This is a genomic window from Pseudomonas sp. PKS (genome assembly GCF_051913525.1).
GTDB classification, from domain to species: domain Bacteria; phylum Pseudomonadota; class Gammaproteobacteria; order Pseudomonadales; family Pseudomonadaceae; genus Aquipseudomonas; species Aquipseudomonas guariconensis_D.
Genome location: NZ_JBEGDO010000002.1, coordinates 138,790 through 159,430 on the forward strand (window position 1 = coordinate 138,790; position 20,641 = coordinate 159,430).

Genomic DNA, 20,641 nt, shown 5'->3' on the forward strand with positions numbered 1-20,641 from the left:
TGTTTCAAGGCGCTACAGGAGAGACAACTCCCTGATTGAAAAAGGAAAGTCTGCAACTTCGAGTAGGAGATTTCCGAAGGGAGTTAGCGTAAATACCGCCAAACTAACAGGAGAAGTTACAGCGCCAGGTACCCACGGCTCGGCGTGGGTACCTGGTTCGGTCAGGCTCGCATGCCTTCGGGCAATGGCAAGGCCAACAGTCGCTCGTCCAACAGGCCCAGCCCCTCCTGGAACAACTGGTTGCTGCGCTCGGTCTCACCCAGCCCGGCCAGCAGCCGGGCCAACTCAGCACAGGCTTCCGGATTGCGCTCCATGCGCAGGCTGCTTTCGAGGTAGTCCCGAGCCTTGCCCCACAGACGGTTCTGCAGGCTCAGACGGCCCAGGGTAAGCAGCAGGCTCGGGTCCTGCGGGTGATCCTTGAGCCAGCCTTCGGCGGTTTGCAACTGTCGGGTCGGATCGTCGCCGCGCACCAGCCCATACAGACGGGCCAGGTGGCTTTCGTATTGACGCTTGAGCGCCGTGCGCAGCACCTGTTCGGCTTCGCCCTGGGCCCCGAGCTGGCGCAGCTGCTCGGCATAGGCCGATACCAATTGCGCCTCCTGGCGCTGGGCAGCCGTAAGCTGTTGCCAGGCCCGCTCCAGAGCTTGGCGGGCAGCCTGGGCATCTTCGCCACGGGTCGCCGCCAGGCCCAGGTTCTGGCCCCAGGCGCGTTGTTCCAGGTCGGCGAGCTCCTTGGCCGGCAGCACCTTGCCTTTGCGCAGCTCCGGCAGCAGGCGGATCAATGCCGACCAGTCACCTTGCTCCAGATGCAGGCGATACAACAGGCGCAGCACCTGGTTGTTGTGGGGGTGACGCTCCTGCATGGCCAGCAGGGTTTCATGGGCACCACCGATGTCGCCGCGGTCCATCTGCAGTTGCGCATGGGTCAGGGCGATAGCCAGCTCGGCCTGGGGCTGACGCTCCAGCGCGCGCTCGAGCAGACTGTCGCTGTCTTCGGCACGGCCCAGCTCGTTGGCCGCTCGGGCCGCGCCAAGGTAGTAGAGCAATGGCTGGCGCTCGGCCTCGGCGGCGCGGTGCAGATGGCGCTGGGCGCTCGCCCAACGGCCTTCGGCAAGGTCCAGTTGCCCCTGCTCGATAGCGATGCGGGTACGGCGGCTGCGATTGCGTCGCGACCAAGGGTTGACCACACCGCTCGAGGTCAGCACCAGACCGATCAAGTAACGCACCAGCCAGAGCACCACGACAATGGCGACCAGCGCCGCCAATGCCGCCCACAGTCCGGACTGGTAGCGGAACCCACCATAGGCGACCAGTACGTAGCCACTGTGCTTGGCGACCGCGATGCCCAATGCCGCGGCTACCACGATCGCCAGCACCGCCAGCAGGTAGACGCGCTTCATGGCTTGCCCCCTTCGGCTTCGGCTGGCAGGTGGCGACGCTGGATGTACGCCTGCACCGCGGCCAGGCTCTCGGACAGGTCAGGAGTGACCACCGAGACCGGCTGTTCGGCCAGTTCGTTGAGGCTGGCGAGCATAGCCTTGCTCTGCGGATTGTCGGCATTGAAATTGGCCAGCAACACGCTGCGGGCATCGTCCAAGGCCTGGGTATAGACCTTCGCTTCGCCGTTGAGCGCCGCCCACTGTGCCTGCTCGATGGTCAGACTCAGCGCCAGGCGCAGTTGATTGAGCGATTGCCCGGACAACAGTGGCCGCACGTTGTCGTCGGCGTTGAACTCGATCTGGAAGTACTTGGAAATCTCTGCCCACCATTGGGACAGGCGGCTGGCGCCATCGCCATCGGCCGTCAGGGCACCCAGGGCATCGGCCTTGGTTTCGAATTCAGGCGATTGTGCGCTGAGCTGCTGGACCAACTCGCGCTGGGCGGCCAGCTTGAGGAACAGACCGGTGCGGTCCGGCTGCTCGGTGCTGTTCAGGGTGGCCAGGCTGCGCGCCAGTTGTTCTCGGGCAGCGAAGGCCCCAGGGTCGCTTTGCTCGCGAAGAATCTCGTCCGCCCCTTCGACCAGAGCCTTGGCGCTGGCGATGTCCTGCAGCGCAGAAAGACGCAGTGTCGCCAGGCGCAGCAAGTGCTCGGCCTCAGCCAGGCGCCATTCCTTGCGGCTCTCGCCCAGAATGGTTTCCAAACGCTGGTTGAGGCGTTGCTGGTCGCCCTGCAATTGCGCCACCAGGCGACGGCGGTCTTCCAGCTCGCTGGCCGCCGGCAGGGTGGCCAGTTGCGCGCTGATCTGCTGCTCGCGTTGTTGCAGCGTCTCGGTGCGCTCGCTCAGGGCCTGCAGGTGCTGACCCTGGCCCTGCTCGCTGCCTTGCAGCTGACGGACCTGCCAGACACCCCAACCACCGACGGCGACCCCAGCCGCGCCGAGCAGCAGAGCCAACGTTGCCAGGCCGTTGCCAGAGCGCTTGGCAGGGATGGCGGAGGTGGATTCCGGCGTATCGGACGCCGTGGGTTGTTCGTTGTTGGACAAGACAGTTTCGCTCACGTATCCATCCTTTGCATGGGGGCGCGTCGCATTGAGCTTAGCGCCTTAGTCGGCAGGTGCAGTACTTCGCTGCACGGCTGCCATCAAGGCCGCGGCACTGGCGCCACGGCAATCCACAATCTGTTGGGCACCCAACGCCCTGGCCTGTTCGGCTACCCGCGGGCTTGGCACGAACAACGGCAGGTGCGCCAGGCGTGGCCAGTCGGCCCCCGCCAACTGCAGCAGGTGCTCCAGCCCCTGCCCACTGCTGACCACCAGGCCGTTCAGGCGTTCCGCCTCGACGCGGCGCAGCAGGGTGCCGGCCGGATACACCGGCAGGTTGCGCCGATACAGTTCCAGATAATCGACACTAGCACCTTGCTCTGCGAGACGCCCGGCCAGCAGTTCGCGACCTCCGACGCCCCGCACGATCAAAACGCGAGGGGTGCCAGCGCGGTTCATAGCCTCGCGCAGGAGCGGTAGCGCGAGCAAGGCCTCGCTGTCGTCGCCTTGCGCCGAATAATCAACTTTCAAGCCCTGCGCCTGCAGCACCTGCGCCGTAGCCGCCCCCACGGTGAACCAACCTTGTCGCGGCGGCTGCAGGCCTGCCTGGCCCAGTTGCTCGAGCAGCAGGCGCGCGGCGGGCTTGCTGACCACAATGATCACCTGGTAACCGTGCAAGTCCGCCAGGTGTTGGCGCTGCCCGGCCTGCAGCGCCACCGGTTCGATGGCCAGCAAGGGCAGGCTGCTGCTGGCGATCCCTGCCTGCGCGAGGCTTTGCGCCAGCGCCTGGCACTCCTCTTCGGGGCGGGTCAGCAGCAGGCGCCAAGGGCTCACGGGTGCCCAGCCTCGCCGTAGACTTCCTTGAGAATGGCCTCGGCCCCCTGGCCCAGCAGATCCTCAGCGACCTGCACGCCCAAGGCCTCGGCCTGGCCACGCGGGGCACGGGCCTCGGCCACCAGCAAGGTGCCGCCGCTGGGCTGGCCGACCAGACCGCGCAGCCACAGTTGCTCACCTTCCAGTACCGCGTAGCAGGCGATCGGCACCTGGCAACCGCCGTTCAGGCGCTTGTTCAGCGCCCGCTCGGCCACCACCCGGTCGGCGGTGTCGGAGTGATGAAGCGGCGCCAGCAAGGCGTGAATCGCCTGGTCCGCACTGCGACATTCGATGCCCACCGCGCCCTGGCCGCCGGCGGGCAGGCTCTCGTCGACGCTGATGGTGGAACTAATGCGGTCTTCGAAACCAAGGCGGATCAGGCCAGCCGCGGCGAGGATGATGGCGTCGTACTCGCCAGCATCGAGCTTGGCCAGGCGGGTGTTGACGTTCCCACGCAGGAAGCGGATCTGCAGGTCTGGGCGGCGCGCCAGCAGCTGGGCCTGGCGACGCAAGCTGGAGGTGCCGACAACGCTGCCGGCCGGCAGCGCATCGAGGCTGGCGAATGTGTTGGAAACGAACGCATCGCGCGGATCCTCGCGCTCGCAGATGCAGTACAGGCCCAGACCTTCAGGGAAGTCCATGGGCACGTCCTTCATCGAATGCACGGCGATATCGGCCTCGTGCTCGAGCAGGGCGGTTTCCAGTTCCTTGACGAACAGCCCCTTGCCGCCAATCTTCGACAGCGGCGAGTCAAGCAGCTTGTCACCACGGCTGACCATGGGTACCAGGGTCACGACCAGGCCAGGATGGGCCTCTTCCAGTCGGGCTTTGACATATTCGGCCTGCCACAGGGCCAGGGCACTTTTACGGGTGGCAATGCGGATTTCACGAGTGGACATGGAACGCCCCGATCCAAGAGAAATGCCGCCGATGATAACAGCTCCGCCAGCGCACCTAGCAGATTCAGGTCATCACCCGGCCCTCCCTGGCCGACATCTGCCGGTTCAGAGCGTCTGCATCATCTTGCGCACACCCGCCACGTGGCGGCGGCTGACCGTCAGCGCATCGCCGTCGAGCCCCTTGAGGAACAGCTGGAAGTGCCCAAGTGGCGTGCGCTGTAGCCGCTCGATACGCTCCCGGGCGACCAGGGCGTTGCGATGGATGCGCACGAAGCGCTCGCCGAACTCGTCCTCCAGGGCTTTGAGCGGCTCGTCCAGCAAGACTTCTCCCGCCTCGTGGCGCAAGGTCACGTACTTGTGGTCGGCGATGAAGTAGATCACCTGGGGCAAGGGAATCAGCTCGATACCCTTGCGGGTTCGCGCACTGATATGGCTGCGCGGGCCGCCGCCTTCATTGGCCGGGCGGGTGAGCGCGGCGAGCTGGGCGCGGTTGGGTTTGTCGGCCTTGCGCAAGGCGTCGCGCAGGGCCTGAGGCTGGATGGGCTTGGTCACATGGCTGAGGGTGCTTTCCCGGAAAGCCTGGCTCCCGTACTCGTCGTCACCGGTACAGAACACCACCGCCGGTGGCGCTTCGCGCTCGCACAGCCGGGCGGCCACCTGGAGGCCATCCAGACCAGGCATGCCGATGTCCAACAGCACCACATCGGGCTTGAGGCTGTCGATCAAGGCCAGGGCCTCTTCGCCGTTGGTGGCACTGGGCTCCAGCACGGTATAGCCCTCCAGCTCGCCAAGCATCCGGGTCAGGCGTTCACGGGCCAGGGGTTCGTCATCAACGATCAGGACATTCATAATTACGCTGGATTCCTGAGTGAGTCTCGCATGGGTATAGCGTAGACAAGGTGTAGGGCGACCGACACGCGGTCACGCTCTAGACCGATGCGACGGCCAAAGATTCACTGGCCCGGCAGATTCGCCGCCAGTCCTCTGTCCAACTGTAGACGGTCCGTGGAACACTGCCGTTCAATCGTTGAATATCCCCCTACACCGATTCACCCTGAGCTTTGCGAGATTTCTCTCGACCAGCGCCCTGCGGCGCGCGCTCCAACCCTGCTATGATCGGCGCCACTTTTTCGTTCACGCCTTCAACGAGTGAATCCATGAGCACCGACAAGACCAATCAGTCCTGGGGCGGCCGCTTCAGTGAGCCCGTCGACGCCTTCGTCGCCCGTTTCACCGCCTCGGTCGATTTCGACAAGCGCCTCTACCGCCACGACATCATGGGTTCGATCGCCCACGCCACCATGCTGGCGCAGGTCGGCGTACTCACCGACGCCGAGCGCGATGCCATCATCGACGGCCTGAAGACCATCCAGGGCGAGATCGAAGCGGGCAGCTTCGACTGGCGCGTCGACCTGGAAGACGTGCACATGAACATCGAGGCACGCCTGACCGACCGCATCGGCATCACCGGCAAGAAGCTGCACACCGGCCGCAGCCGCAACGACCAGGTGGCTACCGACATCCGCCTGTGGCTGCGCGACGAGATCGACCTGATCCTGGCCGAGATCACCCGCCTGCAGCAGGGCCTGCTGGAGCAGGCCGAGCGCGAGGCCGAGACCATCATGCCCGGCTTCACCCACCTGCAGACCGCGCAGCCGGTGACCTTCGGTCATCACCTGCTGGCCTGGTTCGAGATGCTCAGCCGCGACTACGAGCGCCTGGTCGACTGCCGCAAGCGCACCAACCGCATGCCGCTGGGCAGCGCCGCGCTGGCCGGCACCACCTACCCGATCGACCGTGAGCTGACCTGCAAGCTGCTGGGCTTCGAGGCCGTCGCCGGCAATTCGCTGGACGGCGTCTCGGACCGCGACTTCGCTATCGAATTCTGCGCCGCGGCGAGCCTGGCGATGATGCACCTGTCGCGCTTCTCCGAAGAGCTGGTGCTGTGGACCAGCGCGCAGTTCCAGTTCATCGACCTGCCCGACCGCTTCTGCACCGGCAGCTCGATCATGCCGCAAAAGAAGAACCCCGACGTCCCGGAGCTGGTGCGTGGCAAGAGCGGCCGTGTGTTCGGTGCCCTGACCGGCCTGCTAACCCTGATGAAAGGCCAGCCGCTGGCCTACAACAAGGACAACCAGGAAGACAAGGAGCCCCTGTTCGACGCCGCCGATACCCTGCGCGACTCCCTGCGCGCGTTCGCCGACATGATCCCGGCGATCAAGCCCAAGCACGCCATCATGCGTGAAGCGGCCCTGCGCGGCTTCTCCACCGCCACGGACCTCGCCGACTACCTGGTCCGCCGTGGCCTGCCGTTCCGTGACTGCCACGAGATCGTCGGTCACGCGGTGAAGTATGGCGTCGACACCGGCAAGGACCTGGCCGAGATGAGCCTGGACGAACTGCGCCAGTTCAGCGACCAGATCGAGCAGGACGTCTTCGCCGTTCTGACTCTGGAAGGCTCGGTCAATGCGCGCAACCACATTGGCGGCACCGCACCGGCCCAGGTGCGCGCAGCCGTGGCCCGCGGCAAGGCGCTGCTGGCTTCGCGCTAAGCCGCCTCGCGAGGGCTTGCCCTCATTCGGGGTGGTTCGACGCCTCGATGAACCCGCTCCCACTGGGTTGTCATAATGCTTGCGGGGGCGGGTTTGAGGCGTCGAAGCGCCGCGAACACCGGCAAAGTCGGTGTCTGCAGCGCGATGGGCGATGAACCCGCGCCTCATGGCCGCAGAAGGCCACTTCTTCTCTCAGCGCTTGCTGCGAATCATCTCCAGGAACGCCGGCATCGCCGCCTCCTTGTCCGCCACGATCTGCGCCATGTGCGGGTTCGCCCCCAGCTTCTCCAGCAACGCCTTGCCCTGCGGGAACTCCGCCAGGAAATCGACGTTCAGCACCTTCTTGCCCACTGCGCAGGCCAGGTCCACCGAGAAGCAGAACATCAGATCGGCCAGCGTCAACGTTTCGCCCGCCACGTACGGGGCAAACTTGCCGTTGCGCTTGAGCGTGGCAAAACCGGCCAGCAGCTCGGTGCGGGCGCGCTCCTTGATCAGCGGCTCGACGGCCATGCCGAAGAAGGCCTCGGAATAACAGGTTCGCGCCGGCAGCTCGATGTACAGTTCGATTTCCTTGACCAACTCCCGCACCTTGGCTTGGGCGAAAGCATCTGCCGGCAACAGCGGCTTGCCGCCCTGGGTCTGCTCGATGTAATCGAGGATTACTGTGGTTTCGCTGAGGAAACCGTGCTCGGTCTCAAGCACCGGCACCTTGCCTCGGGGGCTGATCGCCAGGGCTTGCGGGGTCTGATTGGGAACGAACAGCACCTCTTCGAATGGCAGGCCTTTTTCCAGCAGGGCCAGTTTGACCATGTTGTAGTAGTTGCTGACCGCGAATCCGTGAAGCTTGAGCATTGTTACAGCCTCCAGGCCGTGTGGGGATGGCCCGGCTTTTATAGACCCATCCCCAGGCTCTGACCAGCATCATCGGCCCTGTCGATGGCCAGGCATCGCCCGCGCAAGCATGGCACACTGTGCATCCCACCCCTGGAGGACTGCCATGAGCGAGCACAGCGACATCGACAACAACGAAGAGGAAGCCTTCGTCGAGGCGACTCTGACCCAAGCCATCGAGAACCAGATCGAAAGCGGCGAGCCGCCGGCGGCCAAGGCCACGTTCAACAAACTGACCCTGGTCGGCTACGAGCGCGAGGACATCCTCAACCTCATGGCCCATGTCCTGGCCATCGAGATCGACGCCATGCTCGACGAGGACCGCCCCTTCAATGGCGAGTGGTACGAGAACGCCCTGCGCGCTCTGCCCGAGCTGCCACCTGAAGCAGATCAAGGCGACGACGACGAAGCGTGACTACACTCCAGGGTCAGGCACCGTTCGACGGTGCCTCCGCCCCTCGTCTGGAAGTCAGGAGTCGCCATGTCCTTCACCCCCGAACTGATCGCTGAACTGGAAGTCCTCGCCCTGTTCAACCTGGATTCCCACCAGGAAGGCATCAAGGTCCACAGCAACGCTGCCCCAGCCTTGGTGGCCGCAGCCCGCCGCCTGTACGACAAGCAACTCACCGACCAGCCCGATGGCGGCTACCTGACCAGCCTGGGGCTGGATGCCGCCCAGAGCGTTCAGCAAGTGCTGACCATCCTCAAGGCCGCGCAGCCAGCCTGAACCTTCTTCCGCCGCTACGTGCAACTCAAATCCGCCCGACACACCTGTCGGGACGGGTTTGGTTGTGAACAAGGCCCATGGTGACGGGGAAATGACGCCAAAAAACCAGTTTTTGCTCATCCGACCCCATTACTCAGGCTAAACTCGCCGGTGCTTCCCCTGGCCCGGTCCTGAGTATGCAATGAATAGCCCCCACGAAATCCGCCCCGACCTCGAGCAAGGCATCGACCGCAAGGAACTGGCGAAATTGCGTGCGCGCTTTCTGCACCTGAACCAAGGCCGCCTGGAGCGCGCGCGGGAAGGGCTTTCCACCCGCCAGCAGCAGGTGCTGACCGCACTACCCCTGCTGTTTCACGTCAACCACCCCGTGCTCCCAGGCTATGTCTCGGGGACGACGCCAGCGGGGGTTTCGGGCTTCGAGCCTGGCCCCGATCTGCTGGCCGAAGCCCAGCGCTTGGCCCGCTCCTTCACCTACAAACCCCGCCACAGCACAGCGCCGCAGCCGATCCACGGGCTGTTCCTGATGGGCAGCCTGGGTACGCTGGCCCAGGCCGAGCAAAGCGACATGGACCTGTGGGTATGTCACGCCCCAGGGTTACAGGAAGACGAACTGGCCGAACTGCAGCGCAAATGCCTGCTTCTGGAAGCCTGGGCCGCCAGCCAGGGCGCCGAGGCGCATTTCTTCCTCATCGAGCCCCAGGGATTCGTCCAGGGCGAGCGCACTGGTGAGCTCAGTTCCGACGACTGCGGAACCACCCAGCATTACCTGCTGCTTGATGAGTTCTACCGCACCGCGATCTGGTTGGCCGGGCGCACACCACTGTGGTGGCTGGTGCCCGTATACGAGGAACACAACTACCGGGTCTACACCCAGACCCTGCTGTCCAAGCGGTTCATCCGCGCCGAAGACGACCTGGATCTCGGTCACCTGGCGCATATCCCGCCCGGAGAATTCGTCGGCGCCGGCTTGTGGCAGTTGTTCAAGGGGATCGACTCGCCCTACAAGTCATTGCTCAAACTGTTGCTCACCGAGGTCTATGCCAGCGAGCACCCCGATGTGCGCTGCCTGAGCCTGGAGTACAAGCAGGCGGTGTTCGCCAACCAGCTGGACCTCGACGCGCTCGATCCCTACGTGATGGTCTACCGGCGCATCGAGCAGTACCTGCAACAACGGGGTGAGTCCACCCGCCTGGAGCTGGTGCGTCGTAGCCTTTACCTGAAAGTGAACAAGAAACTCAGCGAGCTCGGCCGCTCCCGCGCCAGCGGCTGGCAGCGCCAGTTGCTCGCGCGCCTGACCAATGAGTGGGGCTGGGACGAGCGCCAACTGGCCATGCTTGATACCCGTAGCCAATGGAAGGTGCGTCAGGTGGCCACGGAACGCCGTGAGCTGGTGGCCGAGCTCAACCACAGCTATCGCTTCCTCACCCAGTTCGCCCGCGACCAGAGCGCCAGCAGTCGTGCCGACCAGCGCGACCTCAACGTGCTAGGCCGACGCCTGTATGCGGCCTTCGAGCGTCGAGCCGGCAAGATCGAGGTGATCAACCCAGGGATCGCGCCAGACCTGGCCGAAGACACCCTAACCCTGGTCCAATCGCCCAACCGCAAGGAACCGGGCACCACTCACTGGAGCCTGTACAACGGCAACCTGGGCGTACACGAATGGGAGCACTTCAGCCCCCTCAGGCGTTGCCGCGAGCTGCTCGAACTGCTCACCTGGGCCCATCGCAATGGCGTGATCGACAACACCACGCGCCTGGCCCTGCACCCCGGCGACAGCGACCTGACTGACTTTGAGCTGTTCAACTTGCTAGGCAGCTTGCAACAGAGCATCCCACTGCCACTGGAGACGGTCAGCGAGGTCCGCCTGCTGCAACCGAGCGTGGCCGACGAGATCCTGCTGCTGGTCAACGTCGGCATCGATCCGCTGCGTCAGCATCGCGACCTGAACATCCTGATGACCACCGAACGCACCGACTCACTGAGCTACGCCGGCGTGCGCGAAAACCTGGTTTTGACGCTCGACCAGGTCACCCTCAACAGTTGGAACGAGGTACTGGTCCAGCGCTACGACGGCGAACACGCACTGGTGCGCTGCCTGCGCGACTTCCTCAACAGCCTCGGCCAGTGCAATCAACGCCCCCGGCTACGGGTGCGCTGCTTCTGCCGCAATCGCGCCCAGGCCATCGCCCTGCGGGTCGAGGAAATCTTCGACACCGCGCAATTGCTGCTCGAGCAGAAGCTCAATCATCGCTACCTGCTGCAGGTGGCGCAGCACACCCATGTACTGGAGCTGCAGCCTGGACAAGTCACCCTGACCACCCTGCCCGATCATGACGCGGTACTGGGTTGCCTGGGCGAGGAGCGCGGCCAGTACAGCCCTCTGCACCTGGACGCCAATGCCTTGCAGGACCATGACCTGCCCCTGGTGCTGGAACAGGGCCGCCGCGATTGCCTGCAGGTGTTCTATCGCCTGCAGGAAGGGTGGGCCGACCTGTACGTGCTGGATGAATACAACGCACTGTGGCATCAGCGTCTGCCATTACAGGACGAAGCACACCTGTTGCTGCCACTGCAACGCTTCCTGCGCTCGGTCGTAGTGCGACACGATGCGCGGCTGCCGCTGGACAGCCTGCAGCAGGCGTCGCTGGAGATCCTGTATTACCAGCTGCTGCCATCGAGCCCTGGCAAGGCGCGCAGCCTGGAGCCACGTTCGGCACCCCGCGAAGGCGCCGGCCAACCGTACTATGAAGTCCAGGCGATCCTGCAGGCCAGCGCGGCGAACGAGGTGCACATCACGCTCTACTGCAACCAGCAGGAATTCTCCGAGCTGGAGCATGGCGACCAGCTGTACGCCGTGGTCGCTCGGCAGATCCTGGGGCAACGCCGTAGCGCGGGCAACTATCGCTGCTACATCACCGACCTGGACCTCTCAGAACTGCTGGGCGACGACCAAGGCTCTACCGCGCTTTACCTACGCTACAAAACCGAGCTGGAGCGGGCGCTGAACGATGGCCTGGAGCAGTTGCAGGCGATGCTCGCCCCCTGACGATGAGCAACATTTCCTTCTAAACAGCCAATCCAGCCAACCAGAAGCTGTGCACTCATTCAATGACTGGAGTGCGTTATGAACAAGCAGAACTGGATGGGCAACCTGCCTGAGCTGGGCCGCCTAAGAATTGATCAACTGGTACTGCCGGGTAGCCATGACTCAGGGATGGACAAGGACGCCGACAATATCATCCCCCCACAGGAGGTGACCCAGGACGTTTCGTGCATCGACCAGATCCGCGGCGGCATCCGCGTCCTTGACCTTCGAGTACGTGCCAGCCGTGAATACACACCCGACTCCCCCTACCGCTACAAGCTCTATCACCTGAACACGTCCGGGCGCACGGTACTTGGCGATGTGGTGCTCGAGTTGAATCGCTTCTATGAAGACCCCGCCAACGAACGGGAGATCATCATTCTCGACTTCCATCAATTCGATAACTTCAGCACCCAGGAGCATAAATGGATGCTGGCGATGCTGGAAAAGCACCTCGGCCCGCGAATCATTCCTTACGATTTGCACGGGCTGACCTTGGATCAACTCTGGAATGACCATCCTGGCCAAACTGTAGTGATCGCCTATAACCATATTGCTGGCGGCGACCATTGGGATGGTGTGGAGCAGGTCTGGATCGGTGAGAACACACCGCCTACCGAGGAACTGAAAGCCTTCATGGATGACAAGGCTCAACGCTATAAGCCTGACGGCATACTGCGCTCGATCCAGTGCGCCAAATACAACAAAGTGGTATTCACGCCCGATGATTTCAGTGACAAGATCGATGAATGGTTCGACTCGCAAGACCTGGACAGTTATATCCAGGGCTTCTACATCATCAACACCGATTGGTCGCTGCGCAGCCGCATCGTCGACAACTGCATCCATGCCTGCCAGCTCAGGGCGCAGAGCGCGCCCTGAAATCCACGCGGGGGTCAGAGATCGAAGTCGCCCGCCGCTTCCGGCTGGTACTCGACCGCCAGCAGCTTGAGCTTGAGGGTCTTGCCGCCCGGGGCCGGCCAGTCGATCTGGTCACCGACCGACAGCCCCAGCAGCGCACAACCGATCGGCGCCAGGATCGAGACGTTGCCTTCGGGGCCGGCATCCTTCGGATAGACCAGGGTCAGGTGATAGTCCTTGCCACTGGCTTCCTCGCGGCAGTGCACACGCGAGTTCATGGTCACCACACCGGCCGGGACGTCCTCGTGACCGACCACCTGATCGGCGCGGTCCAGCTCGTCCTGCAGGGCGAGCACACCCGGCGTACTTTCGTCGAGGCTGTCGATCAGGCGCTCGAGACGCTGTACGTCCAATCGGGTGAGGATGAGGGAAGGCTTGGTGCTCATGATCCAGTCAGACTCCTTTTTAACAGGCAGATAAAGCAAAACCCCGCCCAAGGGCGGGGTTTGTGAATGCTTTTGGCGTCATCGACGCAAGCCCGACACTACCACAGCCGGACAAATACTCAAGCCCGGACCGTCAATGGCCGATGTGCTGCCCGCGCAGGGCCTGGGCTTCACGACAGATCTGCCGGCGCCGCTCATCGTCGGCCGAACGCCATTCGCGGATGTGCTCGACATGACGAAAACACCCGGTACAGACCCGGCGCTCGTCCAGCCGGCACACACTGATGCAGGGCGACGGCACCGCCGGGCTGACGTTGCTGTAGAGCGGCTTGGGCGGCCGGGGTTGCTCACTCATGTCAGATCTCGTCGAAGTCCAGCTTCTCGCCGGCCCGCTCCCAGACGATACGCTCGAGCATCTCGCCCAGCAGCTCCTCGCTCTTCTCGCAGACCCACTTGCCGCTCTCTTCGTCGTAGTCGAAGTGGAATCCTCCGGAACGGTCGGCCAGCCACAGCTGGCGCAGCGGCTCCTGGCGGCTGAAGATCAGCTGGCTGCCGCTGTCGAACTTGATGGTGAGCACCCCGGCGGAGTTCTCCATGTCCACGTCCAGGCCGCTCTCATCGAACAGGTCTTCCAGGGCCTGTTGGGTCGCGTCGACCAGATCGTGGAAACGCGCTTCGCTCAAACTCATTGCAGGTACCTCGAAATTGGCTGCTTACGGCAAGCCGGGCAAGATACGGGCGACTTGCCGGGAATGCAAAGCATCAAGCTATAAGCTTCGAGCGGCAATCTGCAAGCTGCAAGCGGCAGGAAAAAAGCTGAGCCTGCGTCGAACCGTATTTCCTTGCCCGTGACGCTTGAAACCTTCGCTTGATCGGGCCGCCAGGCGGACCGGTCCTTGCATAGGCAATCCGGCAGGCGCTCGGTATACTCGGGCGCAATACTGCATATTTCAAAGGATTCGCCAATGAAGCGCCTGATTTCCTCCCTCGCGGCGCTGGTCGCGGTTGCCTGCCTCGTTTCGGCCTGCGGTCAGAAGGGCCCCCTGTACCTGCCTGAAGACGGCAAGGACGGCAAGGAGGCCCGCAAATCGCACCAGCATCAAGCGGCCCAGCCGGCTCAACCGGCCGAGACCGAGACGCTCGAGCCTGCCGAACCCGCCCAGCCAGAGTCGCAGCCCGCGCAGTACTAAGGAAATCCAATGGACGCTTTCAACTACCGCGACGGCGAGCTGTTCGCGGAAGGCGTGGCCCTGTCGGCCATCGCCGAACGTTTCGGCACCCCAACCTACGTGTACTCGCGCGCCCACATCGAGGCCCAGTACCGCAGCTACACCGATGCCCTTCAAGGCACTGAGCACCTGGTCTGCTTCGCGGTCAAGGCCAACTCCAACCTGGGCGTGCTGAACGTCCTGGCGCGCCTGGGCGCAGGCTTCGATATCGTCTCCGGCGGTGAACTGGAGCGTGTCCTGGCCGCTGGCGGACGCGCCGATCGGGTGGTGTTCTCCGGTGTCGGCAAGACCCGTGACGACATGCGCCGCGCGCTGGAAGTCGGCGTGCACTGCTTCAACGTCGAATCCACCGAAGAGCTCGAACGCCTGCAAGTGGTGGCCGCCGAGATGGGCAAGGTCGCCCCGGTCTCGCTTCGCGTGAACCCGGATGTCGACGCCGGCACCCACCCGTACATCTCCACCGGTCTCAAGGAAAACAAGTTCGGCATCGCCATCGCCGACGCCGAGGCCATTTACGTGCGCGCCGCGCAATTGCCCAACCTGGAAGTGGTGGGCGTGGACTGCCACATCGGCTCGCAGCTGACCACCGTCGAGCCCTTCCTCGATGCCCTGGACCGCCTGCTGGTGCTGGTCGACCGCCTGGCCGAGTGCGGCATCCACCTGCGTCACCTGGACCTGGGCGGTGGTGTCGGCGTTCGCTACCGCGACGAAGAGCCACCGCTGGTTTCAGACTACATCCAGGCCATCCGCGAGCGCGTCGGCGAACGTGACCTGGCCCTGGTGTTCGAGCCGGGCCGTTACATCGTCGCCAATGCCGGTGTCCTGCTGACCCGCGTCGAATACCTCAAGCACACCGAACACAAGGACTTCGCCATCATCGATGGGGCGATGAACGACCTGATCCGCCCGGCCCTGTACCAGGCCTGGATGGGCGTCAGCGCGGTCAAGCCGCGTGCCGGCGAAGGCCGCAGCTATGACCTTGTCGGCCCGATCTGCGAGACCGGCGACTTCCTGGCCAAGGACCGTGTGCTGAACCTGGCCGAAGGCGACCTACTGGCCGTTCAGTCCGCCGGCGCCTATGGTTTTGTCATGAGCTCGAACTACAACACCCGTGGCCGCTGCGCCGAAGTGCTGGTCGATGGCAGCGAGGCTTTCGAAGTCCGTCGCCGGGAAACCATTGCCGAACTGTTCGCCGGCGAAAGCCTGCTGCCGGAGTGAAACCATGCTGCTGCGTTTCACCAAGATGCACGGGCTGGGCAACGACTTCATGGTCCTGGACCTGGTCAGCCAGCACGCGCACATCCAGCCCAAGCATGCCAAGCAGTGGGGTGACCGCAACACCGGCGTCGGCTTCGACCAACTGCTGATCGTCGAGGCGCCGAACAACCCGGACGTGGATTTCCGCTACCGGATCTTCAATGCCGACGGTTCCGAGGTCGAGCAGTGCGGCAACGGCGCGCGCTGTTTCGCCCGCTTCGTGCTGGACAAGCGCCTGACCGCCAAGAAACGCATCCGCGTGGAAACCAAAGGCGGCATCATCGAGCTGGACGTGCGCAACGACGGCCAGGTGTGTGTCGACATGGGCCCACCGCGCTTCGCCCCTGCCGAGATCCCCTTCATCGCCGATGAACAGGCCCTGAGCTATCCACTGGAAGTCGATGGCCAGGTCCATTCAATCGCCGCCGTGTCCATGGGCAACCCCCACTCGGTGCTGCGTGTCGATGACGTGCGAACGGCCCCGGTGCATGAGCTGGGCCCGAAAATCGAACATCATCCGCGCTTCCCGCAGCGGGTCAACGCAGGCTTCATCCAGGTCGTCGACCGTCACCACGCCAACCTGCGGGTCTGGGAGCGTGGCGCCGGCGAAACCCAGGCGTGCGGTACCGGGGCCTGTGCGGCCGCGGTAGCCGCCATCAGCCAGGGCTGGATGGATTCGCCGGTGAGCATCGACCTGCCGGGCGGCCGCCTGAACATCGAGTGGGCCGGCCCCGGCAAGCCCGTACTGATGACTGGCCCAGCCGTCCGCGTGTATGAAGGACAGGTTCGTCTCTAAACGAGTAACCGCCATGACCGATCAGCCCCAGGTTGTACCCGAGCAGGCCCCCAGCCTCGATGCCGAGGCCGTGGTCGCCTACCTGCGCGCCCACCCGACCTTCTTCGCCGAGCACGACGAACTGCTGGTAGAGCAGCGCATCCCCCACCAGCGTGGCGACAGCGTGTCGCTGGTGGAGCGTCAGCTGAAGTTGCTGCGCGATCGCAACATCGAGATGCGTCATCGCCTCTCGCAATTGATGGATGTGGCCCGGGACAACGACCGGCTGTTCGACAAGACCCGTCGCCTGATCCTCGACCTGCTCGATGCGGGCAGCCTCGAGGAAGTGGTCATGGCTGTGGAAGACAGCCTGCGCCAGGAATTCCAGGTGCCGTTCGTCAGCCTGATCCTGTTCGGCGAAAGCGCAGCCCCTGTCGGCCGCTGGGCCAGCAACGGCGAAGCTCAACAGGCCATCGGCGCGCTGCTGGGCAGCGGCAAGACTGTCAGCGGCAACCTGCGCGAGCATGAGCTGGCCTTCCTGTTCGGCGAAGAGCAGCGCAAGGAAGTCGGCTCCAGCGCGGTCGCCACGCTCGACTACCAAGGGCTGCACGGTGTGCTGGCGATCGGCAGCCGCGACCCGCAGCACTACAAGAGCAGCGTCGGTACCCTGTTCCTGAGCTACATCGCCGAAGTGCTCGGCCGCGTTGTCCCGCGCTTCACCCAGACCCTGCGACCGGTGCGCTGATGGAACGCCAGTTGGAGGCTTATTGCGCTCATCTGCGCAATGAGCGCCAGATGTCCGAACACACCCAACTGGCTTACCGTCGCGACCTGCAGAAAGTCATCGAATTCTGCGCCGCCCAAGGCATCGCCGACTGGAATGCCCTGCAGGTCCAGCAGTTACGCCAGATGGTGGCGCGCCTGCATCAGCATGGCCAGTCCGCTCGAAGCCTGGCACGCCTGCTCTCGGCAGTGCGCGGGCTGTACCGTTACCTGAACCGCGAAGACCTGTGCCAGCACAACCCGGCCAATGGCCTGGCCGCGCCCAAGGGCGAGCGCCGACTGCCCAAGGTCCTGGACACCGACCGCGCCTTGCAACTGCTCGACGGCGGCGTGGACGATGACTTCATTGCCCGTCGCGACCAGGCGATTCTCGAGCTTTTCTACTCCTCCGGGCTGCGCCTGTCTGAGCTGACCAACCTTGACCTGGACCAGCTGGATCTCACCGCCGGGCTGGTTCAGGTACAAGGCAAGGGCAACAAGGCCCGTGTATTGCCGGTCGGACGCAAGGCCCGGGAGGCCCTGCAGCACTGGCTGAAGCTGCGTGGCATCAGCGCGCCCCGGGACAACGCAGTGTTCCTGACCCGCCAAGGTACCCGCCTCGGCCAACGGGCGATCCAGCTGCGGGTCAAGGCCGCAGGCGAGCGCGAGCTGGGCCAGCACCTGCATCCCCACATGCTTCGCCACTCTTTCGCCAGCCATCTGCTGGAATCCTCCCAGGACCTGCGCGCAGTGCAGGAGATGCTTGGCCACGCCGACATCGGCACCACGCAGATCTACACCCACCTGGACTTCCAGCACCTGGCCGCGGTCTACGACAGCGCCCATCCTCGGGCCAAACGCAGCAAAGGCACAGACTCATGAGCATCAAGCTGATCACCTTCGACCTGGACGACACCCTGTGGGACACCGCACCGGTGATCGCCAGTGCCGAAATCGTCCTGCGCGACTGGCTCGCGGCCAATGCCCCGATCCTGGGCGGGGTGCCGGTCGAGCACCTGTTCGCCATCCGCGAGCGCCTGGTGCAGGCCGAACCCGGCCTCAAGCACCGCATCAGCGCCCTGCGCCGCCGTGTGCTGTTCCATGCACTGGAAGAGGTCGGCTACAGCGAGAAACAGGCCTTGGCGCTGGCCAACGAAGGCTTCGAGGTGTTCCTGCACGCACGGCATCAGGTAGAGGTGTTTCCCGAAGTGCAACCGGTGCTGGAAATCCTGCGCCACCAGTACACGCTCGGCGTGGTCACCAACGGCAACGCCGACGTGCGTCGCCTGGGGCTGGCGGACTACTTCAGATTTGCCTTGTGCGCCGAGGACCTGGGCATCGGCAAACCGGACCCGGCGCCGTTCATGGAAGCCCTGCGCCGGGGCGAGGTCGAGGCCGGTGCTGCAGTGCACATCGGCGACCATCCCGCTGACGATGTCGCAGGCGCGCAGCGCGCCGGGCTGCGGGCGGTGTGGTTCAACCCCCAAGGCAAGGCGTGGGTGGGCGAACGGGCACCGGATGCAGAAATCCAGCGGCTGTCACAGTTGCCGGACGTTCTGTCGCGCTGGCGCTGAAAGGGCCGGTTACCGCACAGCCCGATAAAACCTGCGCCCACAAAAAAGCCCGCAGCGACGGCGGGCTTTTTTGCGTTCAGCCACTCAGATAGGGCGGCTGCCGTACTTGTTGTCCGGCTTTTTGGGTGGATCGGCGACCACGTTGGCTTCGACCTCCTGAACCTTGCCACCACGCGCAAGGAACTCTTCCATGGCCTTGGCCAGCGCATCGCGCTCCTTCTGCTTGGCTTCCATGCTTGGCATCTCGTCCACCGAGACCGCCGCCTTGGATTTACCCTTGGCTACCGGTGCGGGGCTGTCGTCTTCGCCAGCGTCTTCCGCGCCGTCGTCGGCCGCAGCTTCAAGGCCCTCATCGGCCTCGTCTTCATCGCCTACTTCGAGGTCGTCATTTTCCAGATCGTCGTCGCTCATGTTCTACCTCATGACTTGCGAAAAGCAGGTTAGTTATAGACCAGTGGAGCCGTAGACCGGCAGCCACCAGTGAAAATTCAACTGGCCGTGGGTTGGCCACTGCCCGGGCGTCCCTCTCCTGATGTGGAGACGGTCGCCCAACAGGCCCTGCTCCTGGCAGAACCTGAAAAATCGTCGAGCCATCGGCCGGAAAAAAAGCGCCGGCAGCACCTGCTGGCCATGCGCTACTGGCAAGCCTAGCAAAGGGTGGAGAAGTGTGTGGACAGCTCATCGAACACCCTTCGGCGCGCATTCTAGCGCGCTCGTTGAAAAAGCAAAGCTCCCTGAACGCCCTGAGCATTGTAAGTTTTACGCCTCTGTCACGAACGTGCCGGGTAAACCGTTTGCTCTTCGCCAAACAGCGAATTACAGGCAAAAAAATGCCCGGCGAACCGGGCAAGTTTTCCAGCGCGTCGCGGTTACAGGTTGTAGCCGCGCTCGTTGTGTTGAGCCAGGTCGAGGCCGACCGACTCTTCTTCTTCGTTGACCCGCAGCCCCATGAGTACATCCAGCACTTTGAGGATCACGTAGGTAACGATGGCGGTGTAGACCACGGTGAACAGCACGCCCTTGGTCTGCACCCAGACCTGCGCGGCGATGTCGGTGACCGCGCCGAAGCCGCCCAGGGCAGGTGCCGCGAACACACCGGTGAGAATGGCGCCGACGATACCGCCGATACCGTGCACGCCGAAGGCGTCCAGGGAGTCGTCATAGCCAAGCTTGCGCTTGAGGCTGGTGGCGCAGAAGTAGCAGATCACGCCCGAAGCCAGGCCGATGATCAGCGCGCCCATCGGACCCACGGTGCCTGCCGCCGGAGTGATGGCCACCAGGCCCGCGACCACACCGGAGGCGATACCCAAGGCGCTGGGTTTGCCGTGGCCGATCCACTCGGCGAACATCCAGCCCAGCGCCGCGGCGGCGGTGGCAATCTGGGTGACCAGCATGGCCATGCCGGCAGTGCCGTTGGCCGCGGCGGCGGAACCTGCGTTGAAACCGAACCAGCCGATCCACAGCATGGCCGCGCCCATCAGCGTATAGCCCAGGTTGTGCGGGGCCATCGGGGTGGTCGGGTAGCCTTTGCGCTTGCCCAGCACCAGGCAGCAGACCAGGCCTGCGATACCGGCATTGATGTGCACCACGGTGCCACCGGCGAAGTCGAGTACGCCCCAGTCCCACATCAGCGCGCCGTCACCGCTCCAGACCATGTGCGCGATCGGCGCATAGACCAGGGTGAACCAGACACCCATGAACACCAGCATGGCCGAGAACTTCATGCGTTCGGCGAAGGCGCCGACGATCAGCGCCGGGGTGATGATGGCGAAAGTCATCTGGAACGTGATGAAGACTGCCTCGGGGAACAGCGCGGTGGCCGAGGTCAGGTTCTGAGGCGTGACGCCGCTCAGAAACGCCTTCGAGAAGCCGCCGACGAAGGAATAGAGATTGACCACGCCCTTTTCCATACCGGTGGTATCGAATGCCAGGCTGTAGCCGTAGACCACCCACAGAATGCTCATCAGGCCGGTAATGGCGAAGCATTGCATCATCACCGACAGCACGTTCTTGGAGCGGACCATGCCGCCATAGAACAGGGCCAGACCCGGAATGGTCATGAACAGCACCAGCGCCGTGGCAGTGAGCATCCAGGCGGTATCGCCGGAATTCAACGCCGGGGCAGCTTCCTCTGCCAAGGCCAGGCCGGGCATTACGAGGGACAATAGGGCTCCTAGCCCTGCGATCTTACGCAGAGTCATGTTGTTTTCTCCTGGGGCGTTGGGTTTGTG

General features: G+C 64.0%; 23 protein-coding genes. 12 read left to right on the top strand and 11 right to left on the bottom strand.

The window, feature by feature from the left end; genetic code table 11:
- Window positions 1-161 precede the first annotated feature (161 nt).
- From ABOA88_RS02925 to ABOA88_RS02945, 5 genes are all read right to left on the bottom strand, one after another.
- Window positions 162-1,400, bottom strand: coding sequence for a heme biosynthesis HemY N-terminal domain-containing protein (locus ABOA88_RS02925; protein ID WP_367850597.1), 1,239 nt, complete (start codon window positions 1,398-1,400; stop codon window positions 162-164).
- Window positions 1,397-2,497, bottom strand: a complete 1,101-nt coding sequence (locus ABOA88_RS02930; protein ID WP_328325571.1) for a uroporphyrinogen-III C-methyltransferase — start codon at window positions 2,495-2,497, stop codon at window positions 1,397-1,399. Before ABOA88_RS02930 ends, ABOA88_RS02925 begins: the two co-directional genes overlap by 4 nt.
- Before the next feature lie 45 nt (window positions 2,498-2,542).
- Entirely contained in the window at window positions 2,543-3,313 is a 771-nt protein-coding gene (locus ABOA88_RS02935) for a uroporphyrinogen-III synthase (RefSeq protein ID WP_328325573.1), read from the bottom strand.
- Window positions 3,310-4,251: a hydroxymethylbilane synthase gene (gene hemC, locus ABOA88_RS02940; RefSeq protein ID WP_196167990.1), complete on the bottom strand. Its 942-nt coding sequence runs from the start codon at window positions 4,249-4,251 to the stop codon at window positions 3,310-3,312. The genes ABOA88_RS02935 and hemC overlap by 4 nt, the downstream gene beginning before the upstream one ends.
- A gap of 105 nt (window positions 4,252-4,356) precedes the next feature.
- A complete protein-coding gene (locus ABOA88_RS02945; RefSeq protein ID WP_196167991.1) occupies window positions 4,357-5,100 on the bottom strand; it encodes a LytR/AlgR family response regulator transcription factor in 744 nt (247 codons plus the stop codon).
- A 308-nt stretch (window positions 5,101-5,408) separates the two neighbouring features.
- Here ABOA88_RS02945 and argH point away from each other — a divergent pair, with 308 nt between their 5' ends.
- Window positions 5,409-6,803, top strand: a complete 1,395-nt coding sequence (gene argH, locus ABOA88_RS02950) for an argininosuccinate lyase (protein WP_070572082.1) — start codon at window positions 5,409-5,411, stop codon at window positions 6,801-6,803.
- Between the two features lie 192 nt (window positions 6,804-6,995).
- Here the strand turns inward: argH and ABOA88_RS02955 are convergent, their stop codons facing one another.
- Window positions 6,996-7,655: a glutathione S-transferase family protein gene (locus ABOA88_RS02955; RefSeq protein ID WP_196167992.1), complete on the bottom strand. Its 660-nt coding sequence runs from the start codon at window positions 7,653-7,655 to the stop codon at window positions 6,996-6,998.
- 145 nt (window positions 7,656-7,800) lie between these two features.
- On the opposite strand from ABOA88_RS02955, the gene ABOA88_RS02960 reads away from it, so the two are divergent.
- From ABOA88_RS02960 to ABOA88_RS02975, 4 genes are all read left to right on the top strand, one after another.
- Window positions 7,801-8,109 carry a hypothetical protein gene (locus ABOA88_RS02960; protein ID WP_196167993.1) on the top strand — a complete coding sequence of 103 codons (309 nt, stop codon included), beginning with the start codon at window positions 7,801-7,803 and terminating at the stop codon, window positions 8,107-8,109.
- Between the two features lie 66 nt (window positions 8,110-8,175).
- On the top strand, window positions 8,176-8,421 hold the full coding sequence (locus tag ABOA88_RS02965) for a TIGR02647 family protein (RefSeq protein WP_043213401.1): 246 nt from the start codon (window positions 8,176-8,178) through the stop codon (window positions 8,419-8,421).
- A 181-nt stretch (window positions 8,422-8,602) separates the two neighbouring features.
- Window positions 8,603-11,467, top strand: coding sequence for a class I adenylate cyclase (locus ABOA88_RS02970; RefSeq protein WP_367850596.1), 2,865 nt, complete (start codon window positions 8,603-8,605; stop codon window positions 11,465-11,467).
- Window positions 11,468-11,545: 78 nt separating this feature from the next.
- Window positions 11,546-12,388 (top strand): hypothetical protein, encoded by an 843-nt coding sequence (locus ABOA88_RS02975; protein WP_367850595.1) that lies wholly within the window; start codon window positions 11,546-11,548, stop codon window positions 12,386-12,388.
- A 14-nt stretch (window positions 12,389-12,402) separates the two neighbouring features.
- On the opposite strand, the gene rnk is transcribed toward ABOA88_RS02975, so the two are convergent.
- The 3 genes from rnk to cyaY all read right to left on the bottom strand — a co-directional run bounded on the left by rnk (window position 12,403) and on the right by cyaY (window position 13,502).
- Window positions 12,403-12,813 (bottom strand): nucleoside diphosphate kinase regulator, encoded by a 411-nt coding sequence (rnk, locus tag ABOA88_RS02980; RefSeq protein WP_196167995.1) that lies wholly within the window; start codon window positions 12,811-12,813, stop codon window positions 12,403-12,405.
- A gap of 133 nt (window positions 12,814-12,946) precedes the next feature.
- Entirely contained in the window at window positions 12,947-13,168 is a 222-nt protein-coding gene (locus ABOA88_RS02985; protein ID WP_196167996.1) for a DUF1289 domain-containing protein, read from the bottom strand.
- A gap of 1 nt (window position 13,169) precedes the next feature.
- Entirely contained in the window at window positions 13,170-13,502 is a 333-nt protein-coding gene (gene cyaY / locus ABOA88_RS02990; RefSeq protein WP_043213409.1) for an iron donor protein CyaY, read from the bottom strand.
- A 276-nt stretch (window positions 13,503-13,778) separates the two neighbouring features.
- Here cyaY and lptM point away from each other — a divergent pair, with 276 nt between their 5' ends.
- Genes lptM through ABOA88_RS03020 form a run of 6 tightly spaced genes read left to right on the top strand, consistent with a single transcriptional unit; the run spans window position 13,779 to window position 18,410 of the window.
- Window positions 13,779-14,003 carry an LPS translocon maturation chaperone LptM gene (gene lptM / locus ABOA88_RS02995; protein ID WP_196167997.1) on the top strand — a complete coding sequence of 75 codons (225 nt, stop codon included), beginning with the start codon at window positions 13,779-13,781 and terminating at the stop codon, window positions 14,001-14,003.
- Window positions 14,004-14,012: 9 nt separating this feature from the next.
- Window positions 14,013-15,260 carry a diaminopimelate decarboxylase gene (gene lysA / locus ABOA88_RS03000; RefSeq protein WP_196167998.1) on the top strand — a complete coding sequence of 416 codons (1,248 nt, stop codon included), beginning with the start codon at window positions 14,013-14,015 and terminating at the stop codon, window positions 15,258-15,260.
- 4 nt (window positions 15,261-15,264) lie between these two features.
- Window positions 15,265-16,095 carry a diaminopimelate epimerase gene (gene dapF / locus ABOA88_RS03005; protein WP_070572093.1) on the top strand — a complete coding sequence of 277 codons (831 nt, stop codon included), beginning with the start codon at window positions 15,265-15,267 and terminating at the stop codon, window positions 16,093-16,095.
- A gap of 13 nt (window positions 16,096-16,108) precedes the next feature.
- Complete coding sequence (locus ABOA88_RS03010) at window positions 16,109-16,819, top strand: DUF484 family protein (protein ID WP_196167999.1); 711 nt, start codon at window positions 16,109-16,111, stop codon at window positions 16,817-16,819.
- The gene (xerC, locus tag ABOA88_RS03015; RefSeq protein ID WP_367850594.1) at window positions 16,819-17,718 is read left to right on the top strand and encodes a tyrosine recombinase XerC; all 900 of its coding nucleotides are present in this window, start codon (window positions 16,819-16,821) and stop codon (window positions 17,716-17,718) included. The genes ABOA88_RS03010 and xerC overlap by 1 nt, the downstream gene beginning before the upstream one ends.
- Window positions 17,715-18,410 carry an HAD family hydrolase gene (locus ABOA88_RS03020; RefSeq protein ID WP_367850593.1) on the top strand — a complete coding sequence of 232 codons (696 nt, stop codon included), beginning with the start codon at window positions 17,715-17,717 and terminating at the stop codon, window positions 18,408-18,410. Before xerC ends, ABOA88_RS03020 begins: the two co-directional genes overlap by 4 nt.
- 84 nt (window positions 18,411-18,494) lie before the next feature.
- On the opposite strand, the gene sutA is transcribed toward ABOA88_RS03020, so the two are convergent.
- Entirely contained in the window at window positions 18,495-18,821 is a 327-nt protein-coding gene (gene sutA / locus ABOA88_RS03025; RefSeq protein ID WP_043213429.1) for a transcriptional regulator SutA, read from the bottom strand.
- 69 nt (window positions 18,822-18,890) lie between these two features.
- Here sutA and ABOA88_RS03030 point away from each other — a divergent pair, with 69 nt between their 5' ends.
- A complete protein-coding gene (locus tag ABOA88_RS03030) occupies window positions 18,891-19,061 on the top strand; it encodes a hypothetical protein (protein ID WP_196168000.1) in 171 nt (56 codons plus the stop codon).
- A 218-nt stretch (window positions 19,062-19,279) separates the two neighbouring features.
- Here the strand turns inward: ABOA88_RS03030 and ABOA88_RS03035 are convergent, their stop codons facing one another.
- Window positions 19,280-20,611, bottom strand: coding sequence for an ammonium transporter (locus ABOA88_RS03035; protein ID WP_043213430.1), 1,332 nt, complete (start codon window positions 20,609-20,611; stop codon window positions 19,280-19,282).
- Window positions 20,612-20,641: the final 30 nt, after the last annotated feature.